The sequence below is a fragment of the Vibrio sp. AK197 genome (assembly GCF_053903115.1).
On the sequence record NZ_CP096430.1, the window covers coordinates 2,021,682 to 2,048,513 of the forward strand.

Annotated in this window: 20 protein-coding genes and 1 riboswitch; of the genes, 11 read left to right on the forward strand and 9 right to left on the reverse strand. The window is 46.3% G+C overall.

Features of this window, described 5'->3' with window-relative positions:
* Positions 1–131: 131 nt before the first annotated feature.
* The 6 genes from M1D72_RS16500 to M1D72_RS16525 all read left to right on the forward strand — a co-directional run bounded on the left by M1D72_RS16500 (position 132) and on the right by M1D72_RS16525 (position 6,285).
* Positions 132–998, forward strand: a complete 867-nt coding sequence (locus tag M1D72_RS16500) for a DUF72 domain-containing protein (RefSeq protein WP_456295904.1) — start codon at positions 132–134, stop codon at positions 996–998.
* A gap of 96 nt (positions 999–1,094) precedes the next feature.
* Positions 1,095–1,823, forward strand: a complete 729-nt coding sequence (gene cmoA / locus M1D72_RS16505) for a carboxy-S-adenosyl-L-methionine synthase CmoA (RefSeq protein ID WP_456295905.1) — start codon at positions 1,095–1,097, stop codon at positions 1,821–1,823.
* A gap of 37 nt (positions 1,824–1,860) precedes the next feature.
* Positions 1,861–2,832, forward strand: coding sequence for a tRNA 5-methoxyuridine(34)/uridine 5-oxyacetic acid(34) synthase CmoB (cmoB, locus tag M1D72_RS16510; protein WP_456295906.1), 972 nt, complete (start codon positions 1,861–1,863; stop codon positions 2,830–2,832).
* A gap of 193 nt (positions 2,833–3,025) precedes the next feature.
* On the forward strand, positions 3,026–3,790 hold the full coding sequence (locus M1D72_RS16515; RefSeq protein ID WP_456295907.1) for an ATP-dependent zinc protease family protein: 765 nt from the start codon (positions 3,026–3,028) through the stop codon (positions 3,788–3,790).
* Positions 3,791–3,799: 9 nt separating this feature from the next.
* The gene (locus M1D72_RS16520) at positions 3,800–5,308 is read left to right on the forward strand and encodes an inactive transglutaminase family protein (RefSeq protein ID WP_390189328.1); all 1,509 of its coding nucleotides are present in this window, start codon (positions 3,800–3,802) and stop codon (positions 5,306–5,308) included.
* 2 nt (positions 5,309–5,310) lie between these two features.
* On the forward strand, positions 5,311–6,285 hold the full coding sequence (locus M1D72_RS16525) for an alpha-L-glutamate ligase-like protein (protein WP_390189327.1): 975 nt from the start codon (positions 5,311–5,313) through the stop codon (positions 6,283–6,285).
* Between the two features lie 123 nt (positions 6,286–6,408).
* Here the strand turns inward: M1D72_RS16525 and mukB are convergent, their stop codons facing one another.
* The 4 genes from mukB to cmoM are packed head-to-tail and all read right to left on the reverse strand — an operon-like array spanning position 6,409 to position 13,703.
* Positions 6,409–10,863 carry a chromosome partition protein MukB gene (mukB, locus tag M1D72_RS16530; RefSeq protein WP_456295908.1) on the reverse strand — a complete coding sequence of 1,485 codons (4,455 nt, stop codon included), beginning with the start codon at positions 10,861–10,863 and terminating at the stop codon, positions 6,409–6,411.
* Positions 10,860–11,591 (reverse strand): chromosome partition protein MukE, encoded by a 732-nt coding sequence (gene mukE / locus M1D72_RS16535; protein ID WP_456295909.1) that lies wholly within the window; start codon positions 11,589–11,591, stop codon positions 10,860–10,862. Before mukE ends, mukB begins: the two co-directional genes overlap by 4 nt.
* Positions 11,572–12,909 carry a chromosome partition protein MukF gene (mukF, locus tag M1D72_RS16540; protein ID WP_456295910.1) on the reverse strand — a complete coding sequence of 446 codons (1,338 nt, stop codon included), beginning with the start codon at positions 12,907–12,909 and terminating at the stop codon, positions 11,572–11,574. The genes mukE and mukF overlap by 20 nt, the downstream gene beginning before the upstream one ends.
* 2 nt (positions 12,910–12,911) lie before the next feature.
* Positions 12,912–13,703, reverse strand: a complete 792-nt coding sequence (cmoM, locus tag M1D72_RS16545) for a tRNA uridine 5-oxyacetic acid(34) methyltransferase CmoM (RefSeq protein WP_456295911.1) — start codon at positions 13,701–13,703, stop codon at positions 12,912–12,914.
* Positions 13,704–13,816: 113 nt separating this feature from the next.
* Here cmoM and elyC point away from each other — a divergent pair, with 113 nt between their 5' ends.
* The 5 genes from elyC to M1D72_RS16570 all read left to right on the forward strand — a co-directional run bounded on the left by elyC (position 13,817) and on the right by M1D72_RS16570 (position 18,211).
* On the forward strand, positions 13,817–14,620 hold the full coding sequence (elyC, locus tag M1D72_RS16550) for an envelope biogenesis factor ElyC (RefSeq protein ID WP_390189320.1): 804 nt from the start codon (positions 13,817–13,819) through the stop codon (positions 14,618–14,620).
* A gap of 438 nt (positions 14,621–15,058) precedes the next feature.
* On the forward strand, positions 15,059–16,066 hold the full coding sequence (gene purR, locus M1D72_RS16555; protein ID WP_390189318.1) for an HTH-type transcriptional repressor PurR: 1,008 nt from the start codon (positions 15,059–15,061) through the stop codon (positions 16,064–16,066).
* Positions 16,067–16,224: 158 nt separating this feature from the next.
* A riboswitch (cyclic di-GMP riboswitch) is annotated at positions 16,225–16,317 on the forward strand.
* 96 nt (positions 16,318–16,413) lie between these two features.
* On the forward strand, positions 16,414–17,007 hold the full coding sequence (locus M1D72_RS16560) for a TfoX/Sxy family DNA transformation protein (RefSeq protein ID WP_390189316.1): 594 nt from the start codon (positions 16,414–16,416) through the stop codon (positions 17,005–17,007).
* 178 nt (positions 17,008–17,185) lie between these two features.
* Positions 17,186–17,863 (forward strand): TVP38/TMEM64 family protein, encoded by a 678-nt coding sequence (locus M1D72_RS16565; RefSeq protein WP_456295912.1) that lies wholly within the window; start codon positions 17,186–17,188, stop codon positions 17,861–17,863.
* A gap of 18 nt (positions 17,864–17,881) precedes the next feature.
* Positions 17,882–18,211 (forward strand): DUF7577 domain-containing protein, encoded by a 330-nt coding sequence (locus tag M1D72_RS16570; RefSeq protein ID WP_456295913.1) that lies wholly within the window; start codon positions 17,882–17,884, stop codon positions 18,209–18,211.
* On the opposite strand, the gene M1D72_RS16575 is transcribed toward M1D72_RS16570, so the two are convergent.
* From M1D72_RS16575 to topA, 5 genes are all read right to left on the reverse strand, one after another.
* On the reverse strand, positions 18,195–19,007 hold the full coding sequence (locus M1D72_RS16575; protein ID WP_456295914.1) for an alpha/beta fold hydrolase: 813 nt from the start codon (positions 19,005–19,007) through the stop codon (positions 18,195–18,197). The two genes, M1D72_RS16570 and M1D72_RS16575, sit on opposite strands and share 17 nt — an antisense overlap.
* A gap of 154 nt (positions 19,008–19,161) precedes the next feature.
* A complete protein-coding gene (gene glgA / locus M1D72_RS16580) occupies positions 19,162–20,637 on the reverse strand; it encodes a glycogen synthase GlgA (RefSeq protein WP_456295915.1) in 1,476 nt (491 codons plus the stop codon).
* Positions 20,627–21,847: a glucose-1-phosphate adenylyltransferase gene (glgC, locus tag M1D72_RS16585; RefSeq protein WP_456295916.1), complete on the reverse strand. Its 1,221-nt coding sequence runs from the start codon at positions 21,845–21,847 to the stop codon at positions 20,627–20,629. The genes glgA and glgC overlap by 11 nt, the downstream gene beginning before the upstream one ends.
* A gap of 315 nt (positions 21,848–22,162) precedes the next feature.
* Positions 22,163–23,857: a sensor domain-containing diguanylate cyclase gene (locus tag M1D72_RS16590; protein ID WP_456295917.1), complete on the reverse strand. Its 1,695-nt coding sequence runs from the start codon at positions 23,855–23,857 to the stop codon at positions 22,163–22,165.
* A gap of 206 nt (positions 23,858–24,063) precedes the next feature.
* Entirely contained in the window at positions 24,064–26,685 is a 2,622-nt protein-coding gene (topA, locus tag M1D72_RS16595) for a type I DNA topoisomerase (RefSeq protein WP_456295918.1), read from the reverse strand.
* Positions 26,686–26,832 lie beyond the last annotated feature (147 nt).

Sequence of the window (26,832 nt, forward strand, 5' to 3'; positions counted from 1 at the left end):
AACAAGCTTTCGGCTACAAACTAGCCAAAATTAAGTGCAAGTGACAAATGTGCGCCGATTATAGCGTTAAATTACACAAATCTTCAAAACTGCCGTAAAGTATGGGCTACCATCAATGACCTCACTTTGCGATGCAAGATTTACCCATTCGACTCGGCTTAACCATGTGGTCTCATGCTCAGTGGCAAAGCACATTTTACGGCAGCGGTACCCAACCCGCGCAGAGGCTTGAACGCTATGCCAGCGTTTTTCATACTGTGGAAGGCAACACGACATTCTACGCCACGCCGTCGGCAAATACGGTACTAAACTGGCGCGCAGCAACCCACGATGATTTTCGTTTTACATTTAAGTTGCCCAAAGCCATCACCCATCAGCATATGCTTAAACACGCTCAACCTATGTTGACCGAATTTTTGCAAGTGATGGCACCGCTTGCTGAGCGCGTTGGTCAATGGATGATTCAACTCCCTGCTGCTTTTGGCCCGGAGCATCTATCGCAGCTCCAGCAGTTTTGCCGTCTGTTTCCTCAAGATGTCCCGCTTGGTGTTGAAGTTCGCAATATGGCTTTTTTTGCGAAGGGAGACGCCGAGCAACGTCTCAATCAGTGGCTTATCGAATCCGGCATTGACCGCGTTATTATGGACAGTCGCCCCGTGTTTGCTGCGCCGCCGAACACTGAAGCGGTTATCGACGCTCATCAAAAGAAACCTAAGGTTCCCGTACATGCTATCGCTACCGCGAAAAGTCCGATGATTCGCTTCATAGGCCACCCACAGCGTGCAGACAACTTGCCATTTTTTAAAGCTTGGCAGAATAAGCTGCCAGATTGGGTTGAGCAGGGCAAACAGCCTTATTTGATGATCCATACTCCGGATAATATTGAAGCGCCGCAGTTAGCACGAGACTTGTATCAACAGCTTAGCCAAAATATTCTTTTACCGGACTTAGCGCCATTTCCCGCCGAAGGGAATGCGCCACAGCTGAGTATGTTCTAGCGATCGCAGGGTGATAATGACACCGAGGTAAATTTGCCCTAAAATACGCGCCTTTTCCGTTTCGCTGTATCAAGTTTACGCCCTGTGAGAGACATCATGAGCAATAAAGACGCTATCTTTTCTGCACCGATTGATAAAATTGGTGACTTCACTTTCGACGAACGAGTCGCCGAAGTTTTTCCGGATATGATCCAACGCTCAGTACCAGGGTACAGCAATATCATTTCAGCGATTGGTATGTTGGCAGAGCGTTTTGCCAAACCCAATACTAATGTTTATGACCTCGGCTGTTCATTAGGGGCAGCAACGCTATCGATGCGCAGACATATTGACAAAGACGGCTGCAAAATTATCGCTGTCGATAACTCATCAGCCATGGTCGAACGCTGCAAACTTCACATCAATGCTTACCGTTCTGATACCCCTGTCGAGGTGTTGGAAGCGGATATTCGCGATGTGGACATTCAAGACGCCTCTGTCGTCGTCCTCAATTTCACCCTGCAATTTCTTTCTCCCGACGATCGCTATGCGCTGCTTTCAAAAATCCACGCTGGATTACGCCCTGGTGGCATTCTGATTCTCTCGGAGAAGTACGTGTTTGAAAACGCGGCCGCCAACGAACTTCTGATTGACCTTCATCATGACTTTAAACGCGCGAATGGTTACAGCGAACTCGAAATCAGTCAAAAGCGTAACGCCATCGAAAACGTACTACGTCCAGATAGCATTGCCGACCATAAGCAGCGTTTTGAGCAAATAGGTTTCTCAAGTAATGAAGTCTGGTTCCAGTGTTTCAACTTTGGTTCAATGTTCGCGATTAAGTAATGGCGTGAGTAGTTGTTTTTAATTAGGTAATGATTTGATGTTTAACTTTGGCAATTTTTATCAGCTGATCGCGCAAGAGCCGCGTTTACAATCCTGGCTTAATACGCTGCCACAGCAACTTACTGACTGGCAAAATACCCCACATGGCGATTTTGAACGCTGGTTGCGTGCGCTTAAAAAAATCCCTGAAGGGGCGGCCCAACACATCGACCTCAAAGACTCGGTGTCCTTAAGCCACGAACAACCGCTGGCAGAGGGTGAAAAGAAAAAGCTGGAAAACTTGCTGCGTACTTTCCATCCATGGCGCAAAGGCCCCTATACGGTTCATGATATCCATATCGATACCGAGTGGCGCAGCGACTGGAAATGGGAGCGACTCTTACCACATATCAGCCCGCTGAAAAATCGTACTGTGCTCGATGTTGGCTGTGGAAACGGCTATCACATGTGGCGCATGCTCGGCGAACAAGCACGGCTGTGTGTCGGTATTGACCCATCACACCTTTTTTTGGTGCAGTTCGAAGCCATTCGTAAGCTAATGGGTGATGACCAACGTGTGCATTTGTTGCCTTTAGGCATTGAGCAACTACCGCAACTGGAAGCGTTTGATACGGTATTTAGCATGGGAGTGCTTTACCATCGACGTTCTCCGCTCGACCACTTGATTCAGTTAAAAAATCAGTTGGTTTCTGGCGGTGAATTGGTCTTAGAAACGCTGGTAATTGACGGCGATGAAACCGCCGTTCTGGTGCCAACCGACCGCTACGCTCAAATGCGCAATGTATTTTTCTTCCCTTCGGCACGCGCACTGAAAGTGTGGCTCGAGCAATGCGGCTTTGACGATGTACGCATTGTTGACGAAAATGTTACGTCAGTTCACGAGCAACGCACCACCTCATGGATGACCCACAATTCACTGCCTGACTACCTTGACCCGAACGACCCGAGTAAAACGGTCGAAGGCTACCCTGCTCCTCGCCGCGCAACTCTTATCGCGCGCAAACCATAATTGACAGAAAATTAACGCACTTTTTGACTATTCAGGTAGGCTAAGCTAATACAAATTGGGGATGTATTTATACATCCTCATTTTGGGCTAGCCAAACTTTGATTCACGTTCCAAATGAATAAGTTGTGGCAGCTAAGGGATATAAGTAAACTTCTAATTTTGAAACCATCTACGTTCATCACTAAGGTTTTCGATGTTTAAACAATTGACGCCCGTTCTCGCTGTCGCCCTGCTTTCAGGTTGCGTATCAACGAAAACTGAGCAGTATCATCAAGAGTCATTATCCGCCATCAAGTCAGTTGAAACCAACCTATCTCGTCAGGTTGATAGGCTGGAGCTTAAAATCAGTAATCAATCCGAATATATCGAGAGTCTTGAGTACGAAATCGACCAACTCAATGAGCAAGTTGAGCATTTTGGTACAAAAACCCTAAGTCATCTTCGTCAAGATGAATCTAGAGCTGACGAAACCCCTGATGCTTCCCCCGAACCTATCGCCTCTATCCCTTCTAATGAAGTGGTTCTCGGTGCCATTGAGCGAGTGACCATCGATGCCATTCAGCAAACTTTTGATGCGCGAGTCGATACCGGTGCTGCAACTTCGTCTTTAGATGCATCTGATATCGAAGAATTCGAGCGCAATAGCAAGACTTGGGTACGTTTCCATCTCACTGATATTGATAACAAAGAAGCAGAACAAAACTGGATTGAAGCCCCCGTGGTTCGCTTCGTGCGAATTCGTCAAGCAAGTAGCTCAGAAGTGGAACGCCGCCCGGTGATCGAGCTTTGGGTTAAAGTTGGGAAAATCCACGAGAAAGCACAGTTCACTTTGGCGGATCGCTCTCAAATGAGTCATCCTGTATTGCTTGGACGAGAATTTATTCGTGATATCGCCGTCGTAGACGTGAGTCAAAAATACATTCACACCGAAAAAACCGATAAGACAGAACAACAATAAAGGCTTATTATGACGTCAAAGGTCCCCTTTTATATATCAGTCCTATTGCTTGTGGTGGCTGGTATCGCCCTCAGCGTATTCAGACACCAAACTTATGCTGTGCCATGGACTCCTGGCGAAACTCGCCAAGTTTGGGATATCGAAGCTCGCATAGAGTTTACCGCCCAAGATAAACCCGTCAAAGCCTCATTGGCTGCACCACAAACCCAAGAAGGGTTTACCTTAATTAATGAATCTTCATCCTCGTCTGGCTACGGCATCGCTTATGTCAATACCGATGTGGGTCGCCGAGCTGAGTGGACAGTTCGTAACGCCAAAGGGCCGCAGATCATTTACTACAAAGCGCAGTTTTTGGTCGACCCCCAGGCCAAAGTTTCTATCAAACCGCCAAGCCAAGAGATCGTCAAACCGACATTTGAGGGCCCAGTTGAAGCCGCGGTAATTGCTCTAATTGATCAAGCTAGCCAACGCTCCGCAGATGATCCGACGCTAGCGCGTGAGTTGATTAAAGCGTTGAACGATCAAGACAACCAGAACTCGGCATTGCTGCTTAACAACATGACGAAAGTCGACGCTGTCGATAAGATTCTCGCCTACGCAGACATTCCGAGCAAAGTCGTTGGCGTGATTGAACTTGAAGATGGTCGCCGTCGACAAGTCCTTCAGTTGATGAACCAAGTCTGGGATGGCGAACGTTGGGAACTGTTTAATCCAGAGTCAGTGGAACAACAAATCAATCCTAATATTTTGGTTTGGGATCAGTCCAACGTCTCCCTGCTTGATTTGATTGGTGGCCAAAACAGCCAAGTTCATTTCTCGATGATTTCTCAGGAAGTGACTCCACGCCAAGCAACCAGTGATAAAATTTCTGCCGACGGACTATTGAACTTCTCGATTCATAGCCTGCCGCTTGAAGAGCAAGCGATGTTTAAAACCATCATGCTGATTCCAATTGGCGCTCTGATTGTGGTGTTCCTGCGAGTCATCATCGGCTTAAAAACATCCGGTACCTTTATGCCCGTATTGATTGCGGTGGCTTTCGTTCAAACCCAATTAATGACCGGTATTATCGGATTCCTGCTGATTGTCGGGACAGGCCTCATCATACGAAGTTACCTCTCGCGACTTAACCTACTCTTGGTCGCGCGAATATCGGCGGTGATCATTACAGTGATTTTGATCATCTCAGTATTTACGGTCGTCGCTTATAAGATTGGGTTAACTGAAGGCCTCTCCATTACCTTCTTCCCAATGATCATCTTGTCATGGACCATCGAGCGTATGTCGATTCTGTGGGAAGAAGAAGGCGCGAAGGAAGTGGTTATGCAAGGTGGCGGTTCCTTACTTACCGCGATCTTGGTGTACCTCGCGATGACCAGCAGCTACATCCAGCATCTGACCTTTAACTTTATAGGCTTACAGCTGATTGTACTCGCAGGTATTTTGCTACTGGGTACTTATACTGGTTATCGTTTAACCGAGCTACGACGCTTTAAGCCATTGGCTGAGGAGGACTAACAATGTTTTCCCTCTCTCAGTACACAACCCCTAGTCGCCTGCATCACAAAGGCATCATGGGAATGAACAAGCGCAATCATAGCTACATTGGTCGCTATAACGATCGCTCGAAGTACCCACTGGTTGATGACAAACTGAAAACCAAGATCATCGCTCAGGAAGCGGGCTGCACCGTACCGAAATTGATTGGCGTTATCGCCAATCAAGCTGAGGTGAAGCGTATCCATGACATGGTCAAAGGTTGGCCTGGGTTTGTTATCAAACCAGCACAGGGCAGTGGTGGCAAAGGCATTTTGGTGGTGACCTCTCACAAAGACGGCGTTTACACCAAACCTTCTGGTGCCACCATTAGTTCAAGTGATGTGGAGCGACACATTAGTAATGCGTTGGCAGGGTTATTTTCGCTGGGCGGTAAAAACGATGTTGCCGTTGTCGAAAACTTAATTAAGTTTGATGATTGCTTTGACGGTTTCAGTTATGAAGGCGTGCCTGATGTGCGCATTATCGTCTTTAAAGGTTACCCAGTTATGGCGATGATGCGTTGTTCTACTGCCGCCTCTGACGGTAAAGCCAACTTACACCAAGGCGCCGTTGGTGTGGGGTTAGATATCGCCACTGGACAAGCCGTGCGTGCCGTGCAATTTGACCAACCGATTACCCACCATCCAGATACTGGCAAAGCACTTTCGACGCTTAAAGTGCCGCATTGGGAGCGTTTGTTGATTTTGGCTTGCAGTGCTTGGGAAATGACTGGATTAGGTTATATGGGCACCGACATGGTCTTGGATAAAGACGAAGGGCCAATGGTCCTTGAACTCAACGCTCGCCCAGGGCTCGCGATTCAAATTGCCAATGGCGCAGGTTTACTGCCTCGTCTACACCATATCGAAAGTATGGGCACCCAAGCCGAATACCCAAAACCCGCTGAACGTGTTGCCTACGCCGCCGCGCAATTTGGCGCCAAGAAGCAGTTCTAACCAGAGACATAATCAAAAGCCGCGAATTCTATCGCGGCTTTTTTGTGGGTGTTCGTCACTGACCCCTCACCAGTATTGAGTCGAGCACAAAAAAACGCCCTTCTTAAAGGGCGTTTTTAACGATTAAGCTTGCTCCATTATCGCCTCTAGAGCATCTTGCTTCGGTGCTTGGCCAAACCCTTTGAGACCAACGACGTGAACGTGTTCATGGTCTTTAAACACTTTACGTACGAGTTTGTAGGTTGTGCCTTTTTCCGGGCTGATGTTTTCTGGCGCAGCAATTAATAATTGCATATCCAAACGGTCACACAGCTCAAACAAGGTAGAAATGGACTTGGCATCAAGACGCGCGGCTTCATCGAGAAACAACAAACGACACGGCACAATATCTTTACTGCGCAAACGGCGAGATTCTTCTTCCCAACTTTGAACAACCATCAACAGAATTGACTGACCAGTACCGATCGCTTCACCGGTCGAAAGCGCGCCAGATTCGGCTTGCAACCAACCGTCAGAACCTCGGTTCACTTCAACACTGAGCTCCAAGTAGTTACGATAATCCAGTAACTCCTCACCAAGCACCTGCGGTGAACGCTGCCCCATATCAATATGTGGGTTAACGCGCTGGAACAGCTTGGCCATCGCTTCAGAGAACGTATAACGCATGCTTTCAAACAGGTCTTTGTGTTGTGACTGCTGATCGGCAAGCCCCGCAAGTAACGTTTCATGGCTTTCACGTACTTTGACATTCAAACGCACACCTTTGACTTGACCAAATCCAATATTCGACAGCCCTTGGTTAAGCATACGAATGCGATTTTGTTCACGCTGAATGGTCTTCTTGATGATACTCGCCACTGACTCAGAACTGATTGCCAAACGGTTTTCACGTTGCGTCAATTCTTCCGTCAAGCGTGCCAGCTCCACTTCCATCTCTTCAATCGCTTCAACCGGATCATCGGTATGGATGATATCTTGGCGAATACGTTCGCGCAGATGTTGATACACCGCAATGTAGAACAATACCTTGCGCTCCGGATGCGCCGTGTCTTCTGATAAACGCAGTGCGTCACGTAAATCATCATTATCCGCGACGGCCAAACGCAGAGCACCTAGAGATTTATCCGACATCGAACGTAATTCACCCGCAGACAAATAAGCCAGCTCGCGCTTGTGCAGTCGGCGTTCAACATCATGCTCACGCGCTAAGCGCAACACCGAACACCAACCGGCTTTGGCCGCCACCACAAAAGTTCGCAGGTCTGCGTAATCCTTTTGGATTTTTTTCAGGCGTTTCGCCAAACTCTTCATTTCAAGCTCAGTCGCGGTGATGGTGCGTTCATACTCACTTTTACGTGAACGTGAGCTGTGTAAGCGCTCGTGAAGTTCATCACGACGACGAATTGCACGCTCTTGTGCGCCTTCATCCGCTGTCACACCATACTCTTGGAGTTCTTGCTTGAACTCCTGCACGGTCTCAAGTTTCGCTTGATGCGAGCTCTTGAGTGATGCCAGAACTTGGTGGTATTGACTCAGCTGCGATTGATGTTGCTTGAGCGCTTCACGGCTCGACGTCCGGCTACGCTCTGCTTCAACCAATTTGGCTTTCAATTGCTCACTAAGCTCGCTACTTTGGTTCAGTAAATCAACCGAGTCGGCGTAGCTAAAGTAATGACGACGTTCCACCAAATCAGACAACGCAAAGATTTGCGTTTTCAAATTCTGTAACGCTTGGTCAGCTTGCTGGTACTGGCTTTCTAAGGCATCAAACTGCTCTGGGTCTGTGTCTAAAGCAGACACTACCGGTTCTAACTGAGAGAGCGCTTTTTGGTGCTGATTTAAAAACGCTTTGTGTTCAGAAAGCTCAGATAATTTATGTTCCAGCTCGGCAAAGCGTTCACTTAACGTCTCGTCTTCAAGCAGCGACATATGAGGGGCAATTTTATCCAATTTGACCAACGCTTGTTTACTGTTGGTTAATTGACCACGTTGCTGCTGCTCTTGATTGTCTAAGTCAGTTAACGCTCTGGCTAATTGATTTCGCTGGTCGCGGCGCTGCTGAATCGCTTGTTCTGGGTCCGCATCAAACGCAATATGGATGTGCTGCGCGACAAATTGGTTAAATGCTTGGTACAGGCGCTGCAGCTTTTGTGAATCAAAAGCGGCTTTTGCGTGCTGCTCAACCACCTCTTCCAATTGTTCACGCAGTAACTCTAAACGCTGCTCGCGAGCGGCGCGGCCAAACAATGGAATTTCCGGGAATCGAGAGTAACGAATTTGCCTATCATTAAGGCGCACGCACACCGCTCGTTCGAGCTCTTCGGCTTGCATTGCACTATCATCAAAGGCATCGACATCGCCTTCAATGATGTAAAGATCCTCTGGGCAATCGTCTAAATCGACAAGCTTATCTTCGATATCCGTTAGATCAGATACCACAATCGCATGACGTGCAGGCCCATACATCGCACTGAAATAAGGCGCATCCTCTAAGGTGATGTCGTCATAAATTTCAGATAGCAACACACCGCCCAGAGTATCGGCTAACCCTTTAAGGCGCGAGTCATTCGACCCACCGGGTGATGCAAGATGTTCAATCTCTTGCTCAAGTTGAGCTCGACGAGTCGCTAGCTGCTCTTTCTGCCCCGTTAGCTGACGCTCATTTTCCAGAACCACTTGCATGTGGCGCATCACAGACTGACTGTCTGCCAACGCTTCACCACTTTGCTGTTTAAGGTTATCTAATGCATCGCTCGCGGCGATCCATTTAGGCGCTGCGGCTTGCAAACGCTCAATCTCTGCGCTGTATTCTTGGTCAAGACGACGTTTTTCACTGCGTTGTTCGCGCAACAGCTCATAATCTTGTTCAAGCGATTCGATGTGATGAGCGTGTCGTTCACGCTCTTGCTCGAGGCTCAGTTCATCATCAAGCGCAATCTGATGGTGCTGTTGATACTCATCACGCCACTGCTTCACCTGCTGTTGTTGCTGAATCTGACGTTCCAACTCACGATGTTGGGCACGCCATTGTGATTCATTTTGCACTAATTGCTCGGCACTACGAGCGCGTTGCAACGCTTGCTTACCCGCAGCAGACGCCCCAGCGCGACTCACGTCGCCAACAATGGAGCGAACTAAGCTCAGCGCCGTTTCAAATTGTTGCGCGGCGGCAGACGACATGTCCAATTTGTGTTTTAGCGCGAGAACTTCGTTGGTACGTTCACTTTGCTGATGTTTAAGCTGGTTCACCAAGTTCATGGCACTTTCAGCGGTTAAGCGGTTGTCGTCCAAGAGTAAGCGAGCCTGCTCTAATGCTTGTACCGCTTGTTGATACTGTAATGCTCGGGTTTGCTGGACATCCAATGCTTGCTGATAATCCGCCAACTGACTTTTTAGACTATCGACTTCTTCTTCGGCTAACGTTGCCTGCTCTTCAGCCATCATGGTGCGTTCTTGTGCTTCCTCGACCACCATAGCTTGCTCTTCAAGACGTTCATTAAGCTCTTCCAAGTCTTCTTGGTAACGCTCAATTTTCTCCTGTTGACGCAGTGCATTTTGAACCAATTGCAGATGGTCGGACGCCGATTGATAATCTTGTTCCAATCCTTCCTCTTGCTCGACCAACATCGCGAGTGCGTCTTGCGCTTGGTTGAGCAGTTGGTTGTTTTCAATCAACGTTTCGCGTGACTGGAACAGTTCACCGCGCAGTGATAACGTCTGTTCAAGTTTATTACGGCGATCGTTCGCGTGACGCATGTAGTCAGCGGCTACGTAATTGGTGGACTCCGTGATCAAATGTTTAAACAAGTCGCGATCAGATTGGGTCGTTTTGATGGCTTCAAGCGTCATGCGATTCTCACGCAGCGCCGATTCCATATCTTGGAATGCTTTTTTCACCCCACCATTTTGTGGCAGTAAGTAGTCTCGCAATGAGCGCGTAATCGCACTAGAAATACCGCCATACAATGACGCTTCGATTAAGCGATAGAACTTAGAGCGATCGCTACTGTTGCGTAGTTTTCTCGGAAGCACACCAAAATCAAACATTTGAGTATGGTAGTCGACCACAGAGTTGAACGCTTTAAAGCTCGCGCCTTCGTAAGTGAGAGCGACGTCTTTCACTTCGTTAATTTGACGCACACGCGCTTGAGTATCAGATACCGACTCAATAAGTACATCGGTTGGTTTGACATGGCTTGGCAAGCCTTGAATTACGAATGGTTTGATGTCGACTTTTTTATCTCGTCCAGCGACTTGCTGTAGCTTAACCGCAAACAATAAACGCTGATGACGCGAGTTAACCACATCAAGCGCAGCGTAACAGGCGCCAGGCTGTAGTTTACCGTACAGGCCTTTATCGCGAGACGATTGGCTACTCCCTGCTTCCGTGGTATTACGAAAGTGCAGTAAGCTTTGATCAGGAATCAATGCCGTAATAAACGACGCCATGGTTGTGGATTTACCCGCCCCGTTACCGCCCGATAATGTGGTCACCAGATCATCAATATCGAAAGTACGCGCAAAAAAGCCGTTCCAGTTGACCATGGTCAGCGATTGATATTTACCTCGTTCAATCATGCGTCACTTTCCTTTTGTTCTTCGTCTTGCAGCTCATTTTGTTGAGCTTGTTCGCTGTCTGCGAGTAGGTTACCTTGATTTGGCTCTGCGTCATGTACGACCGCTTCACCATCTCGAATCAGGCGCAGCTGCGCGTCGCGCATATCATCACCAACTCGAACATCGGCGCCAAAACGAAATACCGCTTCGCTAATACAAAATTTTCCCGTTTCCCCCACATTGATGACCATGCCTAAACGGCGTAAGCGACGTAGTGAAGTACGAACTTTTTCAAATAGTTTTTCTTTATCAAGATCCGACCCTGTTGCACGGTGCGTCACCAGGCGCATGAGCTTTTTCTCATCGGTTAGCGCCAGCAGCTCGTCATACAACTCTTGATTGGTAAAGATCCCCTCATGAGCGAGGCGTTCAGGGCTGAGATAAAGGAAACATAATACCTTCCCAACCAACATATCGAGCTCTGACAAAACGCTGCGGTTGATGAGCGATGTAGAACGCGGACGCAAATAGAAAAAACCTTCTGCAGCCTTGACTAGCTCGGTATTATAACGTTGATAAAACGCAGCAAGCTCTGGTTCAAAATCGCAAAGCAGTGCGTGATTATCTAAATCCTCACTGGAGATATGACGCCCAGCGCGTAACAAGCTGTCAAGCGCTGGGAACAGTGGGTTAGAAATCGCTTTTGCCAGTTTTTCTGGCATATATTCATTAATATCTGTCGATGACATTTGCTTGTACCTTTGCACCAAAATCGTTGATCGCTGTCCAGTCCGGTTGAATTGCTTGGTAATCGGATTCCGAATACCCTAAGCGTACCGCCTGGTCGACAATAATTCTGGCGAGATCAAAGTGATGAGTTTGAGGGTGCTCGGCCAGGTAATCACGAAGAACCGACCCCAAATCAATGGGTGTTTTGTCCTGCTTGTGTACCGCGAGCATGTCACCAATTCGCTCAGAGAGCTCATCATTGACTTGTTGAAATTCTTCATATTCGACTTCGAGTGGCACGTGTCCCGTCACTTCGTCATTACGAAGGACTAACGCTTCATCTCGAAGGTCCATCAATCGCTCAGCGTCGGCAAACGTAAGCAGCCATGGCGCATCAAAATACTCTTTAAGTGACTGACGCAGACGTGTACTAAACGCACGATTTTTATCCATATCAATCGCAGTTCGAATAAATTTATGCACGTGGCGATCATAGCCAATCCATAAATCAATCGCTTGCTGGCCCCAACTGGTAATGCGGTCGAGCTTCATTTGCAAGCCAAATAAGGTCTCGTCGATGATGTCGAGTTCGGGGTCCCCATGCACACGTTCTTGAATATCCAAAATCTGGGTTTGAAGCTCATCCCCTGCCGCTTGCAAGGTGTCTTGCAGTTCTTTTAACGTGGAGGAGGTTTCGGACAACAACTGTTCACAGTTATGAATCGCTTCGCGCCAGTCTTTGTTAAGCAGTTCGGCGATTTGCTCTTTCACCGTTTGCTGTTGCTCATCCATAACGCGTTGGTTGAGGTCAATTTGGTCGAAAATCTCGCCAACGGAATACCGTAACACGCCGTAAACGTTTTTCTTCCAGTGGCCAGCCGTTCCCCCCTGCTGAGCAGCTTCAACGGCTTTCGCCATTTCACCCGCCACCATCGAGAGCTGGATTGAAAGTTTGAGTTTAGAAAATTCACGGTGGCGCACATAGTAGTCGGTAATACCGACGGCCAGTGGTGAGAGACGATAAATACTGGCTCCGTCGTTAATTTCACTGGTAAAGCGGCTAATCAGACGCTGTTTCACCAATTCATTAATCGCATTGTTCGCTCGAAATGCCGAAGGCTCACCCGTATCTTCAAAGAGTCGCGTAACGATAGTGAACGCATCGTGCAATTCCCCTTCGCCTAACTCTTCGTCGTATCGCTCGTTGCTTAACACCGCAAGAGAGATCAAAAATGCTAACCGTTCGTTGGTAAGATTTAATGAGAAATCGTGTTGCTTGACCCAGCCCACCAACTCGTCAATTGGCTGGCTAGCAGCGTCCTGAGTTATCTCACTCATTATTATTCCTGTTGTTCTTTTTTCTTAGCCCATACATGAATGTATCGACCTAATGAGAGGTACGGCTCTTGTCGACAATATTTCTTTTCAAGAGCTAATACATCGTCAAACTGGTATTCGCCCATATTGGGCCCATTACCAATGTAATCATTAAAGCAACGAATACCCGACTTACCTTGAATATCAAAGCCGGCGTTCGAGATCCATTGATAAACATCTTCCGGGTATAACCCATGCGATGGTTGTAGCTTGAACCGCTTACGGTGTGGCATGCCTTCTAATATGTGGGGCAAATTGCCACAAGAGACATTTTTGTACACCAGACCATGCTGGTTATAAAACATCACAGACGCAATCCCACCAGGCTTTAGCTGCTTTAGCGCCACTTCTAACGCCGATTTCGGATCCGCCAACCATTCCATCACCGCATGAAACATCACAATATCCACCTTTTCGTTCAGGTGTTTATCAATCATTTGAATGGGAGAATGAACAAAGCGATACTGCTTAAGCAAAGCCTGCTTTTCGATTTCCTGCTTAGCAAGTTCAAGCATTTCAGAAGATAGATCACATAACGTGACGTGATGTCCGAGCCGCGCAATCTTTTGCGACATCTGTGCCAATCCGCCCCCGGCATCTAACACATGCAGTGGTTTATCCTCACCACCAAACTCTGCTAGAATCTGCTCAAGATCTTGCCAAACAATCACTTGGCGGATTTTTCCTTTATCGGAGCCGTAAATGTTTTTTGCAAATTTGTGGGCAATGTCGTCGAAATTACGGTCTTCTATCACTGGGCTTGCGTTATCATGAATTAATGTGTCGCTATTCTGTCACAAGATCCGCAGGAATAAAGAGGCATTGTCTTTTTTTATAATCAACTGATGTTTTTTCGGGCTATTTAAGTATGTTTGAGCTGAAAAAGGTTGTATCAGCGCTGCTGATGCCACTACCAGCAATGTTAATCATTGGCTTTATTGGCCTGATGCTGATTATGTTCACCACACGTCAGAAGTCGGGCTGTTTGATTGTACTATTTTCGTTTATAGGTATCTTTTTAATTGCGTTCCAACCCGTTTCTTCACGTCTTTTAATGCCGATGGAGCGCCAACATTCTGCGTTTTTCCCGGTTGATGATGCCATCGATTACGTGATGGTACTGGGCAGCAGCCACGTGGTCGATGATGATATTCCGCCAACCTCTCAACTGAGTAGGACGGGATTGATGCGCTTAACCGAGGGAATTCGGGTATTGCGAATGTACCCAGGGGCCAAGCTGATTTTATCGGGATATTCTGGTGGGTCAGAAGTCAGTAATGCTCGCATGATGGCCAAAGTTGCCTTAGCGCTTGGGGTATCAAAATCCGATATTATCTTGTTAGAAACCGCTAAGGATACCTGGGAAGAAGCGCGCCAAGCGGCTGCATTTGTGCGTAATAAGAACTTGGTCTTAGTCACGTCAGCCAGCCATATGCAGCGAGCTCTGAATGAGTTTCATGCCGCTGGTTTAGAACCCTACCCAGCGCCAACCAACTATCTGGCTCAAAAGGAAATCTCTCAAGTTTGGGAACGCTACACACCTCGAGGTAAGTATATTGAACAAACTGAAATTTTTTGGCATGAGCTCTTAGGTAAAATTTGGCAAACCCTGAGAGATTGGGCTTCAGACTATGAAGAGACCGCCATCGAGGCGCAGCACACCAACGCTTAAATGGCCGTAGTGCTCGCCTTGTATCCAGCCGAAGTTATTGCTTCGGCTTTTTTATCGATAATTTCAACCTTCAGCAAACCGTGATTCTCAATTTTCGCAATCAGTGATGTAGCTGCCAGTCTAAATTTTAGGTTATGGAAATGTATCTCAAAATCGGCGCGAACCATGCTGAAGATTGATAAAAACCGCCTATATTAACCCTGTGGTTCGTTACCTTAGAAAAATGTCAGAAAGATGAATTAGTCACGGTTTTTGTTTGCCTCAAGCAACAATGCAGTCTAGAATCTACGCCGAAAATGACTATAACTAGAAGCTTGACAGTGATGAACCGCTTAATTTAAGAGCGGTTTTTTGTATTTATAATCCGTATAAATTCCATGTCATTCAGCTTACTTATTTTACCCAACATCTAGCAGTACTTTCGAGTGGACAAACCCTATGGCTACCATTAAAGATGTCGCCCGTTTAGCCGGCGTGTCAACAACAACTGTATCTCATGTCATTAATAAAACTCGTTTTGTTGCGGAAGCAACACAAGAGAAGGTAATGGAAGCAGTCAAGGAGCTTAATTATGCTCCGAGTGCCGTTGCACGCAGCTTGAAATGCAATACGACCCGCTCGATTGGTATGCTAGTTACCCAGTCGACTAACTTGTTCTTTTCTGAAGTGATCGACGGTGTAGAAAGTTACTGTTATCGCCAAGGTTATACTTTGATTTTGTGTAATACCGGCGGTATCTACGAAAAGCAACGCGATTACATTCGTATGCTGGCAGAAAAGCGTGTAGACGGCATTTTAGTGATGTGTTCTGACCTGACTCAAGAGCTATCAGAAATGCTTGAACGTCACTCCGATATTCCAAAAGTCATCATGGACTGGGGTCCTGAGAGTTCTCAGGCTGATAAGATCATTGATAATTCAGAAGAAGGAGGCTACCTCGCCACCAAATATCTGATTGACCATGGTCATCGTGACATTGCTTGCTTGAGTGGCCACTTTGAAAAAGCGGCTTGCCAAGAACGCATTCAAGGCTTTAAACGCGCAATGAGCGAAGCCAATCTCCCCGTCAACGAGGATTGGATCCTTGAAGGTAACTTCGAATGTGATACCGCCGTCCTCGCTGCAGACAAAATTGCCTCTTGGGATCATAAACCAACCGCGGTTTTCTGCTTCAACGATACTATGGCATTGGGGCTTATGAGCCGATTGCAGCAAAATGGGATCCGCATTCCAGAAGATATGTCCGTGATTGGATATGACAATATTGAACTAGCTGAATACTTTTCACCTCCTCTGACTACCATCCACCAGCCCAAGCGCCGCGTGGGTAAGAACGCTTTTGAGATCCTGTTAGAGCGCATCAAAGATAAAGAGCATGACAAGCGAATTTTTGAAATGCACCCTGAAATTGTTGAACGCCATACAGTAAAAACTCTAAATAAATAAACAACATAGCGTACGTCTGTGATGAATGACTTATTTTCTGGATCAATCGCATACTTTGAAATCATTACCTGAACCAAGATCACATTTTTGAATATAAATCGTGATCGGTCCCGCACAACCTGTTTTATGCTGTTTCTTGATGTAACAACGTAACCAAGCCACGCACAGGGCAAACCATTCGAAAGGATGGGACGCAAAGCTTCCGGCCTTACCCATAAGTGACAGTTATGAAAGGTAGCGGGGTTGCCGATGGCAAATATGCAAATTAACAACATACTGACAATAGTTTGCATAGTTTTGCTAATCTCTCGGACCTGAACTGGTGGCATCAAACCGAGAAAATAAGCATGGACAAACCAGTACTTAAAGATTCAATGCGTCTATTCGAGCAGCTAGGCAGAGTAAAATCTCGTTCAATGTTTGGCGGATTTGGGATTTTTGTTGACGACACAATGTTCGCACTTGTGGTCGGAGATAAACTCCATATTCGCGCGAATGAGAAGTCGACAGGAGAGTTTAAAGACTTAGGTTATGAACCTTATGTCTACAAAAAACGCGGTTTCCCCGTCGTCACTAAGTACTATGCAATGCCAATGGACTGGCCAAGTAACACCGATTACATTCTGACTTTAGCAAAAGATGCACTATCGATTGCTAAGAAAGAAAAACAAACCCAGCAACAAGCGAAACCTGACCGCTTGAAAGATCTTCCCAATCTTAGGCTTGCAACAGAAAGAATGCTTAAAAAAGCCGGTATCTCTTCCGTGGAACAACTGGAAAAGACTGGTGCACTAGAGGCATACCGTGCAATCCAAGATACGCACGCTTCAGACGTGAGCTTAGAACTACTTTGGGCTTTAGAAGGTGCGATTAAGGGAACTCACTGGTCGGTGATTCCGCAAGACCGTCGCACCGAGTTGATGGCTGGATTGAACGGCTAAGTTAAGTGATACATCAGAGCCAGTGTAGCAATACACTGGCTTTTTTTATGCCTCAATGAAATTTTCTGCCTTTTGTCCGGTTCTTATTGATATTGACTTATTATGAACATTAGCTGGTCATTAAGTTCACGACTGACAGTCAATGGTCACTCGGTGTTATCAAACAAAAGGACACAAGATGTATAAGAAGATTCTGCTAGCCGCGCTATTACTGCTCATCATCGTGCTGATCGTAAGTCAAACTCGCACCTTCATTACCCTCGAATCCGCCAAACATTACCAACAGCAATTGGCGCTGTTCATCGAGCAAAATTTTGTGATTGCCGCCAGCATCTACTTTGTGGCGTATGTCCTTGTCACAGCCCTGTCTATTCCGGGGGCAACCATCATTACCCTACTTGGCGCAGCACTGTTTGGCTTTTGGTTCAGCCTGTTGCTCGTTTCTTTTGCCAGTACACTTGGCGCAACCTGCGCTTTTTTACTCAGTCGTTATTTTTTCCAAAACTGGGTACAAACTCGGTTTGGCGATAAACTCGAGGTTATTAATCAAGGTATAAAAAAAGATGGTGCATACTATCTGTTTTCTCTGCGCCTCATTCCGATTTTTCCATTCTTTGTCATCAACCTGGTCATGGGACTCACCCCAATTGCGGTTCGTCAGTTCTATTTCGTTAGCCAAATCGGTATGTTGCCAGGGACGGCCGTGTATCTAAATGCCGGTACCCAGCTCGCTCAAATTGATTCCCTTTCCGGTATTGTGTCACCATCGGTTCTACTTTCGTTCGCTCTACTGGGTATTTTCCCTATACTTATCAAATGGGTAGTACGGCGTTGGAAACTCACGCCTTCACAATAATTATTCAGTTAAGGGAAGATGGTGAAAATCTATATTGGAGAGAGTCCGGTTGATGCGCATATCGTTTGCGGATTACTCAATACCGACCTCATTGACTGTGAAGTCCGTGGCGATGCCCTGTTTTCAATCCAAGGTGAAGTACCATTTGACGATTCGACTGCGCCTTACATTTGGCTCAACGAGCCGAGCCAACACGTGAAAGCAAAACGCATCATTAAAGAATTTATGACATATAAAACTAGGCACAAAGCGGACTGGCACTGCATGCAGTGTGGGGAACTAAACGAAGGTAACTTTGCGATTTGCTGGCAATGCGGCGAACCCTACACGCCTAACTCAGTGACGTGATGCTCACTTGCTCTTGAATAAAACGAATGGAGTGTTGATTAAACTCATCTGCTTTTTCGATATTGCACACATGCCCACAATCTTCCAATTCAAGCAATCGGCTGTGTTTATGCGCAGCCACCATTTCTTTAACGGGTTGAATAAACATGTAATCCAGCTCGCCCATCACGTATAAGGTGGGAATCGCCAGTTCTTTATCTTTGAAGTAACGCATCAAAGGGTTTACCTCCGAGGTTAAGATATACCAACGTTTAAACTCCTTTTGGCATAACTTCTTCGCCTCACCGATAAACAGTAGTCGTGATTGTCTTTGATTACGCTGCGGCATCACGATATACGCAAATAATCGATATAACCACATGTAAGGGATAACATGCTTAAATACCCCACCAAGGGTAACAAGTATCTGAGAACGGGCGTTAAAGCGCGTTACAGCGCCGCCAAGAACCATTGACTGGACACGATGCGCTGCAATTTCTGCCAGTGTACGTACGATTATTGTTCCCAGTGACATCCCGACAAAATGGGCCTGAGGAATATTAAGATGATCCATCACATGCAGGATATCTCGTGACACATCTCGAAACGTGTAGCGCTGAGTAATAATATCTTGTAACAATCGGTTCGACTTGCCATGACCTCGAAGATCAATCAACAGCAAATTAAAATGCGCTTTATAGGCACGAATCTGTTTGCACCAGATAGAAGAGCTGCCGCCTGCCCCGTGGACAAAGACAACCCATTCACGACTGCTGTGGTGGCGATGTATCTTATGAAACAATAAGTTGTCTTGCATATTCACGTCATTGACCGCAGTGATTAAACTCGAGGCTGCTCAGACTACCACAGACCTTCACAACTTGGAGTGGCATAAGATCAAGAATTGCTCGTTCTTATGACCAAACGCTGAACTTTTAATCTGTGGATAATCAGCGCCCATAGTACTTGCACTAGCGATACAAGCTTTCCTTGGCTAACGCAGCGTGATAAAGCTCGAGATAGTGCTGCGCAGCATTATGCCAACTGAAATCCTTATTCATCGCCCTTTGCTGCACTTCCAGTATCCATTGCGGATTTTGCTCATACAATAACAACGAACGCAGCATGGTAATCAACAATTTGTCTGGCTCTGGCTCATCAAACACAAAGCCAGTGGCGTTGGCAGAATCGAGTAACATATCATTCACGGTGTCTTTTAACCCTCCGACGCTACGAACGATAGGTAAAGTACCATAGGCCATACTGTAGATTTGGTTTAAACCGCAGGGTTCAAATTCAGATGGCATCAAGAAGAAATCAGCCCCAGCCTCTACCCAGTGAGCAAGTTCATTGTCATAAGCCTCGATAAACTTAAATTTATCAGGAAACTGTTCGGAAATCGCCCGCAGTTGTGTGGCCATGGCCAGTTCACCCGTTCCTACAATCACAACCTGTACATCGTGTTGGAGGAAGTCACTCAAAATAGGTGTAAGGTATTGAATCCCTTTTTGATGTGTTAAGCGACAAACCATGCCATACATCGCGTGAGGCTCAGTTGGAAGCCCTAGACGCTCTTGTAATGCCCGCTTACAGTCGCTCTTACCCTGAGCGAGGCTTTGTGCTTCATCAGTATAGTTAGTAGGAATCAGTGTGTCGTTTTTAGGGTTCCACATTTGATAGTCACAGCCATTTAAGATACCCACTAAATCTGCGCTACGTTGCTGGAACTCACGCCCCATGCCATGGCTGCCAAGCTCGGTGGTGAGCTCTTTGGCGTAGGTTGGACTGACTGCGACAATTTTATCTGCCGTCATCACGCCAGCTTTCAGCATGGTGACGTGTGACGCGCTCACCGCCGCTTCCGGCACATGCTTGGTATGGAACTCTGGCAGACAGCGCAATTCGTCGTAACTAAATACGCCTTTAAATACCGCATTATGGATTGAAAGCACACTATGAATGCCTTGAAAATACGGGGTTTCTCGATAGCGTTGTCTTAATAGGTAAGGAACAAGCCCTGTATGCCAGTCATTGGCATGAATCAAATGGGGCTTAAAATCGAGCTTGGGTAACATATCAAGGCTGGCTGCACTGAAAAACGCAAAGCGCTCTCCATTATCAATGTATGCTTGGTTATGTTCAGCATACATTTGTGGGCGATCAAAATAGCGTTCACATTCAATCGCGTAAACCACCACCTCTCCTAAAGCCAATTGCCGAACTTGATATGGCGTATGTGGCCAAAAGTCCAATTCACTTTTGAGTATCACTGGCGCCTCATATAGGCCTTGGATATTGCTATAACCCGGAATGCTAAGTCGCACATCCTGCCCCAGAGATACAAGGCTTTCAGGCAGAGCCCTAGCGACATCCGCTAGGCCTCCACTCTTAATTAATCCATCAGCTTCTGATGCAACAAACAGCACCGCTAACTTGTCAGTACCCAATTTTTGCTCCTTTTGGAATGACGACAATACCGCCATCCGAGACATGAAATTGTTGCTTATCTTGCTCAAGATCAACACCAATTTCGGTTCCCGGGGCAATTTCAACGTCCTTATCAACAATAACGCGGCGCAGAGTACAACCTTCACCCACTTTTACGCTGCCGAGAAAGATACTCTCGCTTATGTCGCATTGTGAAGCAACATTAGTGCGAAAACCTAACACTGATTTTTTGATTTGCGATCCACGGACCCAACTACCGTTGCACACTAAGCTATCTACAATTTCAACGTTTTGGTTATCTGAGTTGATGTAGGTTGCTGGTGGTAATGCAGGTTGATAGGTGTGCAAGGGCCACGCGCGGTTATACAGTGAGAACGGTGGGTTTTCTTTGAGTAAATCCATATGAGCTTGCCAATAGGCATCAATTGTTCCCACATCACGCCAATACGTTTCCTCCTTTTCACCCGGAATAACGTTGGTACTAAAATCATAGACATAGACCTCACCTCGTGGGAACATTTTTGGAATAATATCGTTACCAAAATCGTGGCTGGACTCTGGGTCCTCTGCATCTTGGTTAAGTTCGTCATACAAAGCTTGCGCTTTAAAAATATAATTCCCCATTGAGACCAAGGCAGTTCCAGGTAGCCCTGGAATTGATTTAGGCTTTTGCGGCTTCTCTTCAAAACCAATCATCATTCCCTGCTCATCAATCTCAATCACACCAAATTGACTGGCTTCCTCCACCGGCATTCTGATCGCAGAGACGGTAAGCTTGGCTTGCTTTTGACGATGAAAATCCATCATCTGACGAATATCCATTTTGTAAATATGGTCAGACCCAAAGATACAAATATCCTGAGCACCAGAGAGCTCCATAAAGCGTAAATTTTGATATATCGCGTCTGCGGTGCCTTCGTACCAACGCTTCCCGGTACGCATTTGCGCTGGAACGGGTTCAATGAAGAAACGGCTGGTGAACCCGCTAATCATCCAACCTTTGCTGAGATGGCTATTGAGCGATTGAGATTTAAATTGGGTCAATACGTATAAACGCATAAAGTCCGCATTAACAAAATTGTTGAGGGCAAAATCTACCAGGCGGTAGCTGCCGCCAAACGGAACCGAGGGTTTACTTCTTGATTCGGTTAATGGTCTCAACCGAGAACCCTCTCCGCCCGCTAATATCATACCTAGTACTGCAGTCATGTTGCCTCCGTATCACTGTTATTGTGTGGATGTGGCATTGCAATTGGCAAGAGACGGAGGTATCAGCCAAACAGCACCAACACCTGAGTTACGGGGGATGTAACCCTCCAATCAACTCACTATGCAACCCTGCACTCATTATCAGTGGGCAAAACAAAACTTTACAAACGCCATTCGGTAACTTGGCCACAATGCGTAAAACTGAGACACAGAAGTTGTCAGGATACATAACCTCACAAGGACATTTCGTGAGTGAGTGCATTTGTGATACAGGTAAGACAGTTAACGATGCTGCGCCAAATCGTCGCGAAAAAACTACCCTCGGTAACGCTCTGATGTTGAAGTGTGAATAATATACACCTTATCTTGTGGCTTAGACTTCGCCATATAAAGTGCACTATCCGCTTTTGCTAGCGCATCTTGGAGAGACATCGCCGGATCAACCACCAATCCTCCGAGCGCAAATAAAATCTCCACGCCATTTGGATCATCAGCGATTTCGGTCTTAAACCGCTCGGTTAGCGCTTCCAGAGCTTGTGCCTGATGAGAGCGAATAAGCACAACAAACTCGCCATCAGCCCAGCGGCATGCACAATCGTATTCACGAACCACTTTTTGTAGCAAAGCAGACGCATATTGTAATTTCTTATCTCGCTCCAAGTGAGCGGTGATATCGACAATATCCGACTCTTCCATCCCTTCAATTGAGATCCAGACTAAGCCAAAAGCGCTCCCTTCACGTTTCGTTCTCGCCAGTTCAGAGTTTATTTCCCTTTCCATGCCGGAACGATTGAGTAGCCCGGTAAGTGGGTCAATCATTGCAAGTTGGTCAAGGGTTTCCGTTCGCTCTCTAACCAACGAATCTAAAGAGTGACGTGAACGAAACAGTTCTCGATCGAGCTCTTCCAAGTTGTGAGTGATGTCTTTAAAGAAATCTTTACTGCGACTGCGTTTCCCTTCAGGCATCATACGTTTGAGATGGCGATGGACAGCAATGAGCGGGTCGAACACTTTACCATTAACAAAAGTAAACATCAGCAAAGTGAACACCATAAACATCACCAGACTAATTTCAGCAAAGGACTCAAGATAATTACTATCCAGCACTTCATCAATATCAACGAATTTTACTTGATACCAACCTAGGCCTTGAATGAATTTTATCGAGGCGAACATGCCATTAGGCTCAAGAGAAACAACTAACGTGTCTGACTCCTTACCTTGCGACTGAAGTTCCATAAGATCTTTGATCACCTTATAGCTGGCATCACTATTCACCACTTGATGTAACGTTTTTTTATGCCTGAGCTTGTCAAGGTCGTGGACAAAATTGCCGCTTAAAAAGCTATGGTCCAGCTCAATTTCGCCCCTTTGGTTAACGTATACGGTGTTAATACCGTCAACTTTCTCGCCCAGTAGTTTAGGGACTAACGTCCCAAGTTCAAACCCCGTCCCTGTTAACCCTAAAAACTTGCCATTTTGGATAATAGGCACCGTCATCCACAACTTGACGAGACCTAATACTTCATCGTAATCAACCGTTGCATTCGGTCTGGTGATATGTCTACGAGTGTAACGAAAATACCATTCCTCATCCGCGTTGTTAGGATTGAAATGATAACGAAATGGGGATTGAGTTTTTGGATCAGCACCGTTAATCACGTAATAGGAAAGATTTTTATCCAATGCGATAAAAAGGTTGTCTTCGGAAAATAAATGGCTTTGATTTTCTAGCCAATCTAAAGCTTGCTGCTTTCGTTGTTTATCACTGGGCGCCCTAGCCCACTGGACCACTCTCTGGTCATTTGCCAAGACTTTGGCCATATCGACTTGATGATTTAACTCGGTCAAAATATTTTGTGAGTCATGCTTGGCGGTCACTTCACTGTATTTCCAAAGCAGTTCATGCACAATATCATCAACCAGGTGCCTCACCGTCAGATACATGCCAAGACTAAACAGCGCACATAATGTGACAGTTACACCAAGTAACTTGGTTCTTATTGTCATAGATCCTTCTATCTATACAACAAAATCAACGACTAACGAAAAGCGAAGATTTTAAACGCGGGACGAATAGAAACGATAAAATATCATCATTTCCTTCTATAATTTACAAATTAAATCATTGTCCAACAAATAAGAACCTAGTTGCAATAGTGATAAACAAAAAAAGCGGCCCTTGGGCCGCTTTACTATGTTTTAAGACAAAATCCTTATGATTTCTTACGCTTATCAGTAATGTCCCACTTGCCATCATTGTACAGCGCAGTCCATCCTGAAGGCTTACCGTCTATCTCAGAGCGCACGTAGTTCTCTTTGGACTTACGGCTAAAGCGAACGACGGTTGGACGACCATCTGGATCATGTGTTGGCGCTTCTGTTAGATAATGGAACTTCGGTGAGATTCGGTCTTTAAAACGAACCAGTTCCTCAACCAAAGGCGCACGCGTCTCTCGTGATTTAGGGAATGTGCTCGCCGCTAGGAACAGACCAGAAGCACCATCACGCAGTACGAAGTACGCATCAGAATTTTCACACGGTAATTCTGGCAAATGTACTGGGTCCTCTTTTGGTGGAGCGACCTCGCCATTTTTCAAAATCTTACGAGTGTTCTTACAGTCATCATTGGTACAGTCCATATACTTACCAAAACGACCGTTTTTCAACACCATATCCGAACCACATTTATCGCACTCGACAACCGGACCATCATAGCCTTTGAGTTTAAACTCACCGTGCTCAACCACATAACCATCACAATTAGGGTTATTACCACACACATGAAGTTTACGCCTATCATCAATGAGGTACGCATCCATCGCGGTTTCACAAATTGGACAACGCTTCTTGGCACGCAACGCAGCCGTTTCAACATCTTCCTCGAGAACATTAATCACCCCATCCTCATCGCCGAGGTTGATGGTGGTCTTACAGCGTTCTTTTGGCGGCAGTGCATAACCAGAACACCCTAAGAAAACGCCCGTTGATGCGGTGCGAATGCCCATAGGTCGGCTACAGGTCGGACACTCGATATCCGTCATGACGATATGATTTGGCTTCATACCACCGTGTTCTTCATCTTGTTCCGCTTTGCTGAGATCAGATGAGAAATCGGTGAAAAAGTTATCAAGAACCGACTTCCAATTGGCTTCACCCTCAGCAATTTGGTCAAGTTTCTCTTCCATACGTGCGGTGAAATCATAGTTCATCAAGTCATCAAAACTATCTCCGAGGCGATCGGTAACGATTTCACCCATTTTTTCCGCATAGAATCGACGCTGCTCGACTTTCACATAACCGCGATCTTGAATCGTAGAAATGATTGAGGCGTAAGTCGAAGGGCGGCCAATACCACGTTTTTCAAGTTCTTTGACTAATGCGGCTTCTGTATAGCGAGCGGGCGGCTTGGTAAAGTGCTGTTTCGGCTCCAACTCTTTCAGAGTCACCGTGTCGCCCACTTGAACAGGCGGTAAGATTTGGTCTTCATTTTTACCCAATGGACGCTGAACGCGAGTCCAACCATCAAATTTCAAAATGCGACCTTTGGCTTTTAGCGTGTATTCCGCAGCCTTAACACTGACCGTTGTTGAATCATATTTTGCCGGCGTCATTTGACACGCAACAAACTGATTCCAAATCAAGTCATACAGCTTGAGGGCATCATTATCTACACCTTGGAGATCCGCGGACTTCACACCCACATCAGAAGGACGAATTGCTTCGTGCGCTTCTTGTGCGCCCTCTTTGCTGCCATAAACATTAGGTTTAGCGGGTAGGTAGGCATCACCAAACTCAGAACCGATATAACCACGTACCGCATCCACTGCTTCACTACTCAAGTTTGTTGAGTCAGTTCGCATATAGGTGATGTAGCCCGCTTCATACAAACGCTGAGCAAGCATCATGGTTTTCTTGACGCCGTAGCCTAAACGAGTACTCGCTGCTTGCTGTAAGGTAGAGGTAATAAATGGCGCCGAAGGTTTACTTGACGTTGGCCTATCTTCACGCTTACAAACTTCATATTGCGCTTTCTCGAGGACGGCAACGGCGGCTTTGGCTTCCGCTTCATTACCTGGTTTAAATGCAGTGTCATTTTTCTGCGCAACCAGTAAACGAAAATCGCTGTTGTCTTTGGTTTTGGTATTCGCATGAATGTCCCAAAACTCCTCTGGAATGAATGCTTTGATTTCGCGCTCACGCTCAACCAACAATTTCACTGCCACAGATTGAACGCGACCTGCGGACAAACCACGGGCTACCTTCTTCCAAAGTAATGGCGAGACCATAAAGCCGACCACACGGTCCATAAAGCGTCGCGCTTGCTGCGCATTAACGCCATCCATGCTTAACTCACCAGGTTTCTGGAACGCTTGCTGGATTGCGTTTTTGGTAATTTCGTTAAACACAACACGTTTATATCGCTCTTCATCACCACCGATGATCTCACGTAGGTGCCAAGCGATGGCCTCTCCTTCGCGGTCCAAATCGGTTGCGAGATAAACGCTATCAGCGTCCTCTGCCAACTTTTGCAGCTCGGCAACAACTTTCTCTTTTCCTGGTAGAATTTGGTAGTTCGCTTCCCAGTCGTGATAAGGATTAACCCCCATCTTTTTGATCAGCGATTTACGGTCTTTCTCTTGCTTAATGCGCGCTTTTTCTTCTGCGCTCAGACCTTTTGTTGATACAGCGGCAGCTTTTTTGCCTGAACTTTGGCCGGCAGTCGGTAGATCACGTACATGACCGACACTCGACTTCACAATGAAGTCTTTGCCTAAATATTTATTTATGGTTTTTGCCTTAGCTGGCGACTCCACAATAACGAGTGATTTACCCATAATTGACTCAAATGCCCTTAATCACTGTTGCGAACTTAATCGCACAACGTACTAAAATTAACTTCTTTTTTTACTATTGAGCGAGAAGACTAGAAGATCAATACCTTTTTTTAAAATGCGTATTGACTGCTCGACAATTGGACGACC